Origin of the sequence: Marinobacter sp. (assembly GCF_041690455.1) — a bacterium.
GTDB lineage: Bacteria > Pseudomonadota > Gammaproteobacteria > Pseudomonadales > Oleiphilaceae > Marinobacter.
Genome location: NZ_JAWLHI010000017.1, coordinates 1 through 14,196, shown reverse-complemented (window position 1 = coordinate 14,196; position 14,196 = coordinate 1). Strand labels below are relative to the sequence as shown.

12 protein-coding genes are annotated in these 14,196 nt (G+C 58.2%); 7 read left to right on the top strand and 5 right to left on the bottom strand.

Annotation, left to right across the window (positions count from 1 at the left end; genetic code table 11):
• Positions 1 to 77: 77 nt before the first annotated feature.
• Entirely contained in the window at positions 78 to 1,355 is a 1,278-nt protein-coding gene (gene gabT / locus ACESMW_RS05945; protein ID WP_372986142.1) for a 4-aminobutyrate--2-oxoglutarate transaminase, read from the top strand.
• 135 nt (positions 1,356 to 1,490) lie between these two features.
• Positions 1,491 to 2,261: a VC0807 family protein gene (locus ACESMW_RS05940; RefSeq protein ID WP_372986141.1), complete on the top strand. Its 771-nt coding sequence runs from the start codon at positions 1,491 to 1,493 to the stop codon at positions 2,259 to 2,261.
• A 95-nt stretch (positions 2,262 to 2,356) separates the two neighbouring features.
• Here the strand turns inward: ACESMW_RS05940 and gyrB are convergent, their stop codons facing one another.
• The 5 genes from gyrB to dnaA all read right to left on the bottom strand — a co-directional run bounded on the left by gyrB (position 2,357) and on the right by dnaA (position 10,002).
• Entirely contained in the window at positions 2,357 to 4,771 is a 2,415-nt protein-coding gene (gene gyrB / locus ACESMW_RS05935) for a DNA topoisomerase (ATP-hydrolyzing) subunit B (protein ID WP_372986140.1), read from the bottom strand.
• A gap of 79 nt (positions 4,772 to 4,850) precedes the next feature.
• Positions 4,851 to 5,978, bottom strand: coding sequence for a DNA replication/repair protein RecF (recF, locus tag ACESMW_RS05930; RefSeq protein ID WP_372986139.1), 1,128 nt, complete (start codon positions 5,976 to 5,978; stop codon positions 4,851 to 4,853).
• 109 nt (positions 5,979 to 6,087) lie between these two features.
• Positions 6,088 to 7,359, bottom strand: coding sequence for an ABC1 kinase family protein (locus ACESMW_RS05925; protein ID WP_372986138.1), 1,272 nt, complete (start codon positions 7,357 to 7,359; stop codon positions 6,088 to 6,090).
• Positions 7,360 to 7,388: 29 nt separating this feature from the next.
• The gene (gene dnaN, locus ACESMW_RS05920) at positions 7,389 to 8,492 is read right to left on the bottom strand and encodes a DNA polymerase III subunit beta (RefSeq protein WP_372986137.1); all 1,104 of its coding nucleotides are present in this window, start codon (positions 8,490 to 8,492) and stop codon (positions 7,389 to 7,391) included.
• A gap of 55 nt (positions 8,493 to 8,547) precedes the next feature.
• A complete protein-coding gene (gene dnaA / locus ACESMW_RS05915; RefSeq protein ID WP_372986136.1) occupies positions 8,548 to 10,002 on the bottom strand; it encodes a chromosomal replication initiator protein DnaA in 1,455 nt (484 codons plus the stop codon).
• A 647-nt stretch (positions 10,003 to 10,649) separates the two neighbouring features.
• On the opposite strand from dnaA, the gene rpmH reads away from it, so the two are divergent.
• The 5 genes from rpmH to mnmE all read left to right on the top strand — a co-directional run.
• Positions 10,650 to 10,784, top strand: a complete 135-nt coding sequence (rpmH, locus tag ACESMW_RS05910; RefSeq protein WP_008940054.1) for a 50S ribosomal protein L34 — start codon at positions 10,650 to 10,652, stop codon at positions 10,782 to 10,784.
• A 14-nt stretch (positions 10,785 to 10,798) separates the two neighbouring features.
• A complete protein-coding gene (gene rnpA / locus ACESMW_RS05905; RefSeq protein WP_372986135.1) occupies positions 10,799 to 11,206 on the top strand; it encodes a ribonuclease P protein component in 408 nt (135 codons plus the stop codon).
• Entirely contained in the window at positions 11,206 to 11,454 is a 249-nt protein-coding gene (gene yidD / locus ACESMW_RS05900) for a membrane protein insertion efficiency factor YidD (RefSeq protein ID WP_372986134.1), read from the top strand. The genes rnpA and yidD overlap by 1 nt, the downstream gene beginning before the upstream one ends.
• A 4-nt stretch (positions 11,455 to 11,458) precedes the next feature.
• Positions 11,459 to 13,174 carry a membrane protein insertase YidC gene (gene yidC, locus ACESMW_RS05895; RefSeq protein ID WP_372986133.1) on the top strand — a complete coding sequence of 572 codons (1,716 nt, stop codon included), beginning with the start codon at positions 11,459 to 11,461 and terminating at the stop codon, positions 13,172 to 13,174.
• 69 nt (positions 13,175 to 13,243) lie between these two features.
• The coding region (mnmE, locus tag ACESMW_RS05890) for a tRNA uridine-5-carboxymethylaminomethyl(34) synthesis GTPase MnmE (protein WP_372986132.1) at positions 13,244 to 14,196 on the top strand (953 nt) is incomplete at its 3' end.

Genomic DNA, 14,196 nt, shown 5'->3' with positions numbered 1-14,196 from the left:
GGTCGGTTTGTGGCCGGCGCCCGTACTCCTTACACTGGTAGTTAAACCTACTGACTCCCGAACAGGAGGATCGCAAAGTGAGCAATCAAGAATTGCAGGCTCTCAAAGAACGTTACGTGGCAGCAGGCGCGGCAAGTCCCAATGAACAGTTTGCCGATCACGCTCTGAACGCCGAACTCTGGGATGCCGACGGCAAGCGCATGATCGATTTCGCCGGCGGCATCGGTGTGCTGAACATCGGCCACCGTCATCCCAAGGTAGTGGAAGCCGTCAAGGCGCAGCTGGACAAGCTGATGCACACTTGTCAGACGGTGATGCCCTACGAGGGCTATGTGAAGCTGGCCCAGAAGCTGAGCGAAGTGGTGCCGGTACGCGGACACGGCAAGGTCATGCTCGCCAACTCCGGTGCCGAAGCCCTGGAGAACGCGGTGAAGATCGCCCGGGCAGCCACCGGCAAGACCAACGTCATCTGTTTCGACGGCGGCTACCATGGCCGCACCTTCATGACCATGGCCATGAACGGCAAGGCCGCGCCTTACCAGACCGACTTCGGCCCCATGCCGGGCATGGTGTACCGGGCGCCCTTCCCGGTGCCGTACCACGGTGTTTCCGAGGACGAGGCCCTGCGTGGACTGGCCATGACCATGAAGGCCGATTCCCCGGCCCGCAATACCGCAGCGATTGTGCTGGAGCCGGTACTGGGTGAGGGCGGTTTCTATCCGGCCCCCAAGAGCTTCCTGGAAAAGGTCCGCAAGATCTGCGACGACAACGGCATTCTGATGATCGTCGACGAGGTCCAGAGTGGCTTCGGCCGTACCGGCAAGATGTTTGCCATCGAACACAGCGGTGTCGAGCCGGACATCATGACCATGGCCAAATCCATGGCGGACGGTATGCCGATCTCCGCGATTGTCGGTACCGACAAGGTCATGGATTCCTCCGGCCCGAACTCCCTGGGCGGCACCTACACCGGCAGCCCCACGGCCTGTGCGGCGGCCCTGGCCGTCTTCGACGTGTTCAAGGAAGAGGACATCCTGGGCAAGAGCCAGCGTCTGGGCGAGAAGCTCAACGCCCGTTTTGCCCAGTGGCAGGAGCAGTTCGAGCATGTGGATAACGTGCGCAACCTCGGCCCCATGGCGGCGATCGAGCTGGTGGAAAGCAAGGATTCCCACAAACCCATGCCGGAACTGGCGGCGGCGGTCACCAAGAAGGCCAAGGAGAAAGGCCTGATCCTGCTGAGCTGCGGCATGTATGGCAATACCCTGCGTTTCCTCATGCCGGTCACCATCGAGGATGACATCCTTGAGGAAGGCCTGGCCATTGTCGAGGAAAGTCTGAAAGAGGCAGGTGCCTGATCGTCAAAGGCATTTGCCGGCCGGGTCCCCGCGACCCGGCCAACTCCCTTCGAATACCCCCGGATTCATCGTATACTGCCTGAACACGTTTATTCACCGGGCCTGCGTACACAGGCTGTCCAACCAGGTAATTCAATGACTCCGGACACTCCCCGATCGGTTCCCGATCACAAGCCCCGCCCCTGGGTGGATCTGCTCGTCAGCATCATCATCCCGTCGGTCATCCTGATGAAGTTCAGCGGAGATGAACACCTGGGCAGCGTGAACGCCCTGATCATCGGCCTGGCATTTCCTCTGGGCTGGGGCCTGTTCGAACTGGTGCGTTACCACAAGAAGAACTTTATTGCCCTGCTTGGCCTGATCAGTGTCGGCCTTACCGGTGGCATCGGTCTGCTCGAGCTCAATTCCCAGTGGCTGGCCATCAAGGAAGCGGCGGTACCGGCGATCATCGGGCTGGCCGTGCTGGTGTCTACCCGTACCCGGTATCCACTGGTCCGAACCCTGCTGTACAACCCGACCGTACTGGACGTGGACAAGATCCAGGAACGGCTGGTACACGAAGGCAGGGAAGGTGAGTTCGAAGGCCGTCTGCTGAAAGCCAGTTACTTCTTCGCCGGCACCTTCCTGTTTTCCTCGATCATGAACTATGTATTGGCAAAATGGATTGTCACCAGCCCCTCCGGCACCCAGGCCTTCAACGAAGAGCTTGGGCGCATGACCCTGGTGAGCTATCCGATGATCGCGATTCCCTCCATGGTCATGATGATGCTGATTTTCTGGTACCTGTGGCGCACCATCCGCCGCCTTACCGGCTACACCCTGGAAGAGGTCATGGCACCGCACCTGGTGGAAAAGGAACGGGAGAAAGAGAAGGCCCGGTCCCGGGAACAGACCTCCGGCAAATAGGTCTTAAATCTTCCGGAAATAAAGAAGAACTGTTTAAAACAAAAAAGGCGGGAAGCTCTCACTTCCCCCCTTTTTTTGTGCCTTTCTCAGGCCACCTACACGTCCAGGTTGGTGACTTCCAGGGCGTTGGTCTGGATGAAGTTGCGGCGCGGCTCGACGTCATCACCCATCAGCGTGGTGAAGATCTGGTCTGCGGCGATGGCATCCTCGATGGTGACTTTCATCATCCGGCGGGTTTCCGGATCCATGGTGGTTTCCCACAGCTGCTCCGGGTTCATCTCACCCAGCCCCTTGTAGCGCTGGATGTTGAGACCCCGCTGGGCCTCCTTCATCAGCCAGGCCAGGGCACCTTCGAACGACAACACCGTCTGCTTGCGCTCGCCACGCTGGATATAGGCACCTTCCTCGATCAGCCCCTCCAGGGTCTCGCCCATACGGGCAATGGCGGCATAGGACGAGGACTCGAAGAAATCGTGACTGAACACGTGCTCATGGGGGATACCGTGCACGTAGATGGTGACCTTGGGCAGGAACAGGCCGCGCTCTTCGTCCCGGGTGACCGAGAAGGTGTACTTGGTACCAGTACGGGTATCCAGGTTCAGCCCCTCGCCCAGGCGACCTACCCACCGTGCCACGCTCTCTTCGTCCTTCAGGTCGTCCATCTTGAGAGTGACGTTATGCAGCATCTGCTCCAGGACCTTGGCGGGATAGGCGCGGGACAGACGATCAATCATCGCCATCACCGCCTGGTAATCCTTGACCATGGTCTCCAGGGCCGAATCCTTGATGGCCGGCGCATCGGCGTTCACGAACAGCTGGGCACCCTCGAGGGCTGTCTGGGTCAGGTAGGCTTCCTTGGCCTTCTCATCCTTCAGGTACTGCTCCTGCTTGCCGCGCTTGACCTTATACAGGGGCGGCATGGCAATGAAGACATGACCACGCTCGATGATTTCCCGCATCTGCCGGAACAGGAAGGTCAGCAGCAGGGTCCGGATGTGGGAACCGTCCACGTCGGCATCGGTCATGATGATGATGGAGTGGTAACGGAGCTTGTCCGGATTGAATTCCTCACGGCCGATACCACAGCCGAGGGCAGTGATCAGGGTGCCCACTTCCGCGGAGGACAGCATCTTGTCGAACCGGGCTTTCTCCACGTTCAGGATCTTGCCCTTGAGGGGCAGGATAGCCTGGGTCTTGCGGTCACGACCCTGCTTGGCGCTGCCGCCCGCGGAGTCACCCTCCACAATAAACAGTTCGGAAAGGGCGGGGTCCTTTTCCTGGCAGTCGGCCAGTTTGCCGGGCAGGCCGGCAATATCCAGCGCGCCCTTGCGGCGGGTCATGTCCCTGGCCTTGCGGGCCGCTTCCCGGGCCCGGGCCGCCTCAAGCATCTTGTTGACGATCAGCTTGGCTTCGTTCGGCTGCTCCTGCAGGAAGTCACTGAAACTCTGGTACAGTTCCTGCTCCACCGCGGTCTTCACTTCCGAGGACACCAGCTTGTCCTTGGTCTGGGAGGAGAATTTCGGGTCCGGAACCTTCACCGAAATAATCGCGGTCAGGCCTTCCCGGGCATCGTCACCGGAGGTCGCCACCTTGGCCTTCTTGCCCAGACCTTCATGCTCGATGTAGTTGTTCAGTGAGCGGGTCAGGGCGGCCCGGAAGCCTGCCAGGTGGGTACCGCCATCCCGCTGGGGGATGTTGTTGGTGAAGCAGTAGATGTTTTCCTGGAAGGCGTCGTTCCACTGCATGGCCACCTCGACGGCGATACCGTCCTCACGCTCACGATTGAAATGGAACACGCGGTTGATGGGGGTCTTGGTGGAGTTCAGGTGCTCCACGAAAGCACGCAGACCGCCTTCATATTCAAAGACTTCTTCCTTGCCCGAGCGCTCGTCGGTCAGTCGAATCCGCACCCCGCTGTTCAGGAAGGCCAGCTCCCGCAGACGCTTGGCCAGGATGTCGTAGTGGAACTGGATGCTCGAAAAGGTTTCCGGAGACGGAATGAAATGAACCTTGGTACCGGAGGCATCGGTATCACCGACCACCGACAGTGGGGCTTTCGGCACACCGTGGATGTAGGTCTGCTCATAGACCTTGCCGTCCCGGCGGATGGTCAGAGTCAGGTTAGAGGACAGGGCGTTAACCACGGATACGCCCACACCATGCAGGCCACCGGAGACCTTGTAGCTGTTGTCATCGAACTTACCACCAGCGTGCAGGACGGTCATGATCACCTCGGCGGCGGACACTCCTTCCTCTTCATGGAGGTCGGTCGGGATACCACGACCGTTATCCTTGACGGTTACCGACTCGTCCGGGTGGATAATCACCCCGATTTCGGAGCAGTAGCCCGCCAGAGCCTCATCGATGGAGTTGTCCACCAACTCAAAGACCATGTGGTGCAGGCCGGTACCGTCATCGGTGTCGCCGATGTACATGCCGGGCCGCTTTCGCACCGCATCCAGTCCTTTCAAGACTTTGATACTGGAGGAATTGTAGTTCGATTCACTCATTAGGTGACTCCTGAAGGGTGATGACCGGTGCTAGCCTGACGGCCTCGTGGGCTTCATCATCAGGGTTGGCATCGCCGGTTTATTCTTCCGTCAATTTGCCATGTTCCACGTGGAACATTCTGTAATCCGGGGTTTCGTCAGCGCCCCAGAGGGACTCGGGATCCGGATGCTCAATCGATGTAATAAATACCTGGCTGCCCAGGGCCCGGAGTTTCCGGGCCAACATGGCCCGATGACCAACATCCAGTTCTGCGTTGATGTCGTCGAGCAAAAACGTGACCTGCCGGCCCATATCGCTCAACACCATCCCCTGGGCAATCTTCATTAATATAACCAGGGTTTTCTGCTGACCCCGGGAAAAGGTTTCGGCAACCGGCCGCCCCTGAAACTTGAGGCGGATGTCTGCCCGATTGGGGCCATACAATGTATGGCCCATCTTCAGTTCCTGTTCCCGGTGATTCCTGAGGATCTCGGTGAGCGCGTGCGCCCGGTCCCAACCCGGGAAAAACTCCATCTTCAAGCCCTGCGTCCAGGGTACGTCCACCTGATCAACCAGCAGCTCGAAGGCTTCCTTGAACCGGTCGAAGGTGGCCTGCCTCGAGTCGCTCAGGCGCTCGCTGAGGCCTGCGTACTGACTATCCCAGACCCGAAGCAGGGATTCGTCTATTCTACCATTTCTGAGCGTCTGATTCCGCTGTGATGTGACTCTCTGGCATTGTTGCCACACCGACGCAAAGGAAGGTTCCACGTGGAACACTAACCAGTCCAGGAACTGTCGCCGCTTTCCGGGACCGCCCGCCACAATGTCAAAAACCCCAGGATCGATAACCGACACCGGGAGATGCTTCGCCATAGAGGAAAGACTCCGCACGCTTTCACCATCGACTCGCAGCGACGTCTCTTTCGCGCTCACATCCCGGGAGATCCCGAGCCGGTGCGCAAGAGTGCCTTCAACCCCGGAAACCGATTGTTCCGCGCCCCGGTCCAGACCGCCGAACACGGTCAAACGGTTCTGCCCATGGGAAACCACCGCCTGATGACGACTGACCCGGAACGAGCGGCCAAGTCCCAGATAGCCGATCGCCTCGAGTACGCTGGTTTTTCCACTGCCGTTGGCACCGTAGAGAAGATTGAACGACGGCGAGAAAGACACCGGATCCGGCGCCAGATTGCGGAAATGCTCGGTCTGGAGTCTGACAAGGGCCATAGAAAGGTTGGCTTTCCGGGGGGACGAAACTGGGCCATTAAAAAAGGCAGCGCCGGATTATCCGTGCGCTGCCTTAGTGTACAAAAGCTGTCCGGTGATGGCGACAGGCTCAGTGCAACATGTTCAATCGTTCATCCATGAAGACATCCATTTCCGGTGCCAGGATGTGAACATACCGGTCGAAGTACAGGAACTGTTTCAGCAACAGCGCGAATTCCCGCGGGAAATGCAGGCCGTGGCTCTCACCGATCTTCACCATATCCATCAGGATGTTGTTCACATCGTCCTCGGCCTGGTCCACCTCGTAAGGCACATGATCGGGCACCATCTTGTCCATCTGCTGATACAGCCGGCGGAGATCTGCCGCTAGGTCCGAGACCTTCACCGTCTGATGGGTGACACCGATACGAATCATGGCCGACGCCATACCGTCAAAGTTGCCAACCATGATCGCCGAGATGAAATCGCTCACCGCCTGCCAGGTATCCGGTTTGATCCGTCCCACGATCCCGAAATCAATGAAACCGACCCGGCCATCCCGCAAGACCATGAGATTGCCGGCGTGTACGTCCGCGTGGAAAAACTCGCACTGGGTCAGGCTGGCAAACCAGGTGTTCATCGCGGTAATCAGCGTGTGCTCCGGATCCCGCGCATAACCGCGAATGCTTTCCAGATCGGTCAGTGGCACACCGTAGAAGCGTTCCATCGTCAAGATGCGGCGGGTACTGCAATGTTCATAAACCAAGGGGCAGGTTGCTTCTTCATTATGGGTATCGTGCAGGAAGTTGCGGAACACCTTCAGGTTGTTCGCTTCCTTGATGAAGTCACATTCCTCCATCATCGTGCGCTGGATTTCTTCCACAATGCCGGACATGGAGGTCCAGGACAGTTTCGGTGCCAGGGTCTCGACGATACGCGCCGACAGGTACAGGAAGTTGAGGTCGGTGAGCAGGATGTTTTCCACACCCGGCTTCTGGACCTTGATCACCACGTCTTCGCCGGTCACCAGACGGGCCGCATGGACCTGGGCGATGGACGCGGACGCCAGCGCCACCGGATCTATCTCGGAGTAGACCTCTTCGATCGGACGCCCCAGTTCTTCCCGGATAATTTTCTTGATCACCCCGAACGGAAGACTCGGCGTCTTGTCCAGGCAGTACTGGAACTCCTCCACGTATTCCTTGGGGAAGAATGTCGGCGAACTGGCGATGAACTGGCCGAGCTTGATGTAGGTGGCACCCAGGGATTCAAACGTCTGCCGCAGCAGCCGCGGGGTAGCGGGCCGTTCGCCCCGAACCCAGTTGACACCGGTGCGGCCAAGCACCGACAGTGTCTGGCCAATCCTGAATGCGCCTTTGATTCCGTTCGTCACGGTACCCATGGTGTGTCCTCCCTTACCCGGCACCCCGGTTACAGCCGCATCGGCATGACCACGTACAGGCACCGGTTGTCGCTTTCCGATTCGATCAATGCACTGCTGTTCGGATTGGACAGGGTAATCTTCACCTGATCATCATCCAGCGCATTCATCACATCCACCAGGTAGCCTACATTAAAGCCGATCTGGAGTGATTCGCCCTGATACTCCACCGGCAGCGCGTCTTCGGCCTGTTCCTGATCCGGGTTGTTGGCAAACACCTGCAGCTGGTTCGGTCCCAGGTTCAGCCGGACACCCCGGATATTTTCGTGGGAAAGAATACCCGCGCGCTGAAGCGTGTTTTTCAGGGTGGACCGGTCAGCCAGCACCACCTTGTCACCGCCCCTGGGGATCACCCGGTTGTAATCCGGGAATTTGCCTTCGATCAGCTTGGAGGTGAAGGTATAGGCACCGACGGTGGCGCGCAGATGGTTATCGCCGATCACCAGTGTCACCGGCGTTTCCACGTCATCCAGCAGACGGGCCAGTTCCAGCACGCCCTTTCTCGGCACGATAACCTGCCGCAGCTCCGGGCAGCCGGTCTGCATATCCACATGGGCCATCGCCAGCCGGTGGCCGTCGGTGGCCACAGTGCGCACGTGATCCGAGGACACTTCCAGCAACAGGCCGTTCAGGTAATACCGGACATCCTGCTGCGCCATAGCGAAGGCGGTGGCATCCAGCATCCGCCCGAGTTCCTTCTGGGGAAGTTCCAGCCGGAAGCTCTCGTCTTCATCCTCTACGTTGGGGAAATGCTCTGCTGGCAACGTGGACAGGGTGAAATGGCTGTTGCCGGAGCGAAGGTGCAGGCGATCGCCCTCCAGGGACAACTCAATCGGCGATTCATCGCCCAGGGCGCGACAGATGTCGGCCAGCTTCCGGGCGGGCACCGTGATCCGGCCAGACTGGTCCACATGCACCGGAGTCACCCGGCCCACCAGTTCAACCTCCATATTGGTCCCGGTCAGGGTCAGCGTATTGTCCTCGGCCACCAGCAGTACGTTGGAAAGCACGGGCATTGTCTGTTTCTTTTCCACCACGCCGGCAATGCTTTGCAGCGGGGTGAGCAGGGATTCACGGCTGATCGTCAGTTTCATGGCACTCAGCTTTCTTTGGTGTTGGAAGGGTGAATGTTGTCGCTAACGCCCGGCATCAGGTGGTCAGCAATCTCATAAAGTTCTGATAATCCTCACGGATACCCGGATCCGTATCCTGCAGTTCCAGGATCTTCTTGCACGCGTGCAGCACCGTCGTGTGGTCCCGCCCGCCAAAAGCGTCGCCGATTTCCGGCAGACTGTGGTTGGTCAGTTCCTTCGCCAGCGACATGGCAACCTGCCGGGGCCGGGTAACCGTCCGGGTCCGCCGCTTGGACAACAGGTCCGCCACCTTGATCTTGTAGTACTCCGCCACCGTGCGCTGGATATTGTCGATGCTGACCTGCTTTTCATGCAGGGCCAGCAGGTCTTTCAGGCTCTCACGGATAAACGGCGGAGTAATTTCGGAGCCTGTGAAGTGAGCATTCGCTATCACCAGACGAAGCGCCCCTTCCAGCTCTCGCACATTGGACCGGATCTTCTGGGCAATAAAAAAGGCCGCTTCGCTACTGAGCTTGACGTTGGCCTGTTCCGCCTTCTTCATCAGGATCGCGACCCGGGTCTCCAGCTCCGGCGGCTCCACCATCACGGTCAGACCCCAGCCGAACCGGGATTTCAACCGCTCCTCCATATCGGAGATTTCTTTCGGGAAGCGATCACAGGTCACGATCACCTGTTGCCCACCCTCAAGCAGGGCGTTAAAGGTGTGGAAAAATTCTTCCTGGGAACGCTCCTTGCGGGCGAAGAACTGGATATCGTCGATCAGCAAGGCATCCACCGACCGGTAATAACGCTTGAACTCGTTGATGGCATTGAGCTGCAGCGCCTTGACCATATCCGCGACAAAGCGCTCGGACCGCAGATAGGCCACCTTGGCCCGCGGATTACGCCGAACGATCTCATTACCGATTGCGTGCATCAGGTGGGTCTTACCCAGGCCCACGCCGCCATACAGAAAGAGCGGGTTATAGGCGCCACCGGGATTTTCGGCGACCTGCATGGACGCAGCCCGGGCCAGCTGGTTCGACTTACCTTCCACGAAAGTCTCGAACGTGAAGCCCTCGTTGAGGAAGCTCTGGTGCTTGATGTCACCTTCCACCTGCACTTCCCGGCGATCATGGTCGGTTTTGGGCTTTACGCTCACCGGTCCCGCCACCGTGGCAGCGACACCCTTTTCCTCTTCGGTGACCTGGTTGCCGGTTTCTTCCTGCAGCCTGCCATTGACCGCCGGTTTGTCGGCGGCGCGGTTTACCGGAGCCTGTTCCCGGGGCGCCGACCCCACCTTCATATTGACCCGGGGCGCCTGACCTCCGTTCAGATCCTTGAGGACTTCCTCTATACGACGAAGATATTTTTCGTTGACCCAGTCCATGACAAACCGGTTGGGAGCAAACAGCACCAGCTGACCTTCCCTGTGATCAGACTGTAGCGGTCTCAACCAGGTATTGAACTGTTGTGCGGGAAACTCGTCCCGGAGTACTTCAAGACATTGATGCCAGATACTGTTCGGCACGACCGTCTGCTCCCGATAACCCAGAAATTCTTCTCTCCGGAATGACAGCTTCCGGTAGTAAAGAGGTGATCACGGATTCTAACCCGAGCGACCTGGCAGTAAAAGTGCAAAACTGAACTCATAAACAGCCTGTGGAAATTTTAAATATTCAAAAACAAAATCTTAGAAACTTACCTACAGCCTTGTGTACAGAAAACCTCCTGCAAAAAAGTTACCCACAGCCCTGTGTGCACACCCTGCGTGCAACCCTGTGCGAAAGCCCGGGACCGATCAGGGGATAACCTGCACTTTTGGGTCAACCTCGACTTTCCCACATTCCGTCATTGCGTTCTCCACAGACCTCACCCCGCCTTGTCAATAACCTTGTCAACGCCAGAAGAAACTGAATTAAAAACGAAAATTTGGCTTTTCCACAGAAATCAGGGACCCTAATAACAGTAATAATTAATCCTTAAAAGAATTCATAAAAGACTTACTAAATCTGTTATCTGGTTGCTCCCGAGACCAGTCCACCGACCCCGTATTGTCCCTCACACAATAACCATTGAATTCTCACCGGTATTTGCATAGAATGCCGCTCCTGTTTTGGCTGTACATTTTCCAGCCAGTTACTGAATTTCAAACTTACGAAATGTGAGATCGTCACCATGAAAAGAACGTTTCAACCAAGCGTCCTGAAGCGTAAGCGCGTCCACGGTTTCCGTGCCCGTATGGCTACTGCCAACGGCCGCAAGGTTCTGTCCCGTCGCCGTGCCAAAGGTCGCGCGCGCCTGTCAGCGTAAGACCTGTTCGCCTGATGAAGGCTTTGGGCTTCCCGAAATCCGCCCGTTTACTGCGGCCAGCGGATTACAGCAAAGTCTTCGACGACGTGCAGCTGAAGGTTCCGCACCGGAATTTCCTGATCCTGGCTACACCGAACGATCTCGGTCATGCCAGGATCGGTCTGGTTTTTTCCAAGAAGAACCTCAAGCTGGCCGTCCAGAGAAACCGGGTAAAACGCCAGGTCAGAGAGACTTTCAGGCTCCAGAGTGGCCTGCCCGGCGTAGACATCGTGATCCTTGGGCGTCAAGGCCTGACCAACCTGGATAATCAGGCCATCCGGGATTCCCTGAATGACCTCTGGCGCCGGCTCAAGAAAAAATACCACCAGTCATCGCCGTCCCGTGCAGCTGAATCCACGCCTGCCGGTAGAGGAACGGGGTAATGCGCAAACTCTTGCTTGTACCCATTCGCTTCTATCAATATGCAATCAGTCCTCTGATGGCGAGTCACTGCCGCCACTATCCCACGTGCTCGCAATACGCGGTTGAAGCCATTACCCTGCACGGTGCCGCTAAAGGCTCGGTGCTGGCGATCCGGCGTTTAGGCAGGTGTCACCCCTGGAGTGAAGGCGGCTACGATCCTGTTCCAGGTACTGAGCATTCCCCTCAAACCACCCAGACCAGACAGTAATCCTATGGATATTCAACGCATTGTTTTGTTTGCCGGCCTGGCGATTGTCAGTTATCTGATGGTTCTGGCCTGGAACGAGGATTATCATCAGCAGCCGCAACCTACTGAAACTGCTCAGGTTGCCAGTGCCTCAAATGGCAACGGTGCCAATGGTGACGATGGCATGGTGCTTCCCGAACAGGGCACCACTTCCTCGGCCGGAAGCGAAGAGTTTTCCACACCCGAAACCGGGCAGTCGGCAATCCCGGCAAGCGCAGAAGGCACCAGCGTTGAAAACCAGTTCGTCACCATCCGCACGGACGTCTACGACCTGACCATCGATCGGGTCAGCGGCAACCTTGTCCGCAGCTCGCTTCTCAACTTCGACAAATCGCTGAACAGTGAAGAACCACTCCAGCTTCTGACCAGTACGGACACCCGCACCTACCTTATGGAAAGCGGTCTGATTGGTCGTGACGGCCCGGACAGCCAGAAGAATGGCACCGGTCCCGTGTACCAGGCCGCGGCTGACCATTATCAGCTCGACGAAGGTCAGGACCAGTTGACCGTTGATCTCACCTACACCACTGATACCGGCGTCAAAATCACCAAACGCTACCAGTTCGAGCGCGACAGCTATGAAATCGGTGTTCGTTACCTGGTGGAGAACAATTCCGGACAGCCATGGCAGGCCAACTTCACCGGCAAGATCGTCCGTGACGAAGCTCCCGACCCCACCAGCCAGGCCAGTATGGGCATCCGTGCCTACCTGGGCATGGTGATGAGCTCGCCGGAAGATCCCTATGAAAAGTTCGATTTTGATGACCTCAAGGAAAATCGCGTCAACCAGCAGGTCACCAATGGTTGGCTGGCCTTCCTGCAGCATTACTTCCTGAGCGCCTGGATTCCCGAGCGGGATATGCCGGCCCAGTTCCAGACCACCCAGCGTGGTCCGCTGCATGTGATGGGCTTTGTCTATCCGGCCACCACCGTGGCGCCGGGCGAGACGGCCGAAGTGGGCGCCAAGGCCTACGTCGGTCCGAAGATCATCGACCGGCTTGAGGCCATTGCCCCGAATATCGACCGCACCGTGGACTTCGGCTGGCTGTTTTTCATCTCCCTGCCGCTGTTCTATATCCTGCAGTGGTTCCATAGCCTTGTGGGTAACTGGGGCGTGTCCATCATCCTGCTGACTGTGCTGGTGAAGGCGGTGTTCTTCCACCTGTCCGCCACCAGTTACAAGTCCATGGCCAAAATGCGCGCGGTCGCTCCGCAGCTGACCCGGCTCAAGGAACTCTATGGCGATGACCGCCAGCGTATGTCCCAGGAAATGATGGCCCTGTACAAGCGGGAGAAGATCAATCCGTTGGGCGGCTGCCTGCCGATCCTGGTGCAGATGCCGGTATTCATTTCCCTGTACTGGGTTCTGTTCGAGAGTGTCCAGCTGCGTCACGCGCCGTTCATGCTGTGGATCCAGGATCTGTCCCAGATGGATCCCTACTTCATCCTGCCGATCCTGATGGGCGCCAGCATGTTCCTGCAGATGCACCTGAACCCGACGCCACCAGATCCCATGCAGGCGAAGATTATGAAGATGATGCCGCTGATCTTCACCGTGTTCTTCCTCTGGTTCCCGGCGGGCCTGGTTCTGTACTGGCTGGTGAACAACATTCTGTCCATTGCCCAGCAGTGGTACATTACCCGCAAGATTGAAGCGGAAGTGGCAGGCAGGAAGCACTGACCAGAGTGCTGACCTGACCCGACAGAGGCTCCTTCACGGAGCCTCTGTTATTTCAGCCGGGGAATTTTCATGCAGCAGAGCACAGATACCATCGCCGCGATTGCCACTGCGCCGGGCCAGGCCGGCGTCGGCATCGTCCGGGTCTCCGGTCCGAAAGCCCGGGACATCGCCCGGCGCATGCTGGGATTCGAACCCAGACCCCGGTATGCCCATTACGGTCCCTTTGTGGATAACTCCGGCCAGCTCATCGACGAGGGCATCGGGTTGTTTTTCCCCAACCCCCACTCCTTCACCGGCGAGGACGTATTCGAGCTCCAGGGCCATGGTGGTACCGTCATCCTGGATCTGCTGCTCCGGGAAGTCTGCAGCCTCGGTGCCCGTCTGGCCCGACCCGGTGAATTCTCTGAACGGGCATTCCTGAACGACAAGCTCGACCTGGCCCAGGCCGAGGCCATTGCCGACCTGATCGAGAGTAGCTCGGAGCAGGCGGCTCGCTGTGCCGTGCGTTCCATGCAGGGCGTATTCTCCCGTCGGATCGACGATCTGGTGGAAGCGGTTACTCACTTACGGATCTATGTCGAGGCCGCCATCGACTTTCCCGAGGAGGAAATCGACTTCCTGGCCGACGGCAAGGTGGCCACCGATCTGAAGGCACTGATCGAGAGGGTCCATACTATCCTGGCCGAGGCCCAGCAGGGCACCATTCTGCGTGACGGCATGAAAGTGGTCATCGCCGGCCGCCCCAATGCCGGCAAGTCCAGCCTGCTCAACGCGCTGGCCGGCCGGGAAGCTGCCATTGTAACCGCCATCGAGGGCACCACCCGCGACGTGCTCCGGGAACATATCCACATCGACGGCATGCCCCTGCATATCATCGATACCGCCGGCCTTCGGGACAGTCCCGACGAGGTGGAACAGATCGGCATTGCCCGGGCCTGGGATGAAATTCGCCAGGCCGACCGGATCCTGCTGATGGTGGACGCCACTACCACCGACAAGACCGAACCCCACGAAATCTGGCC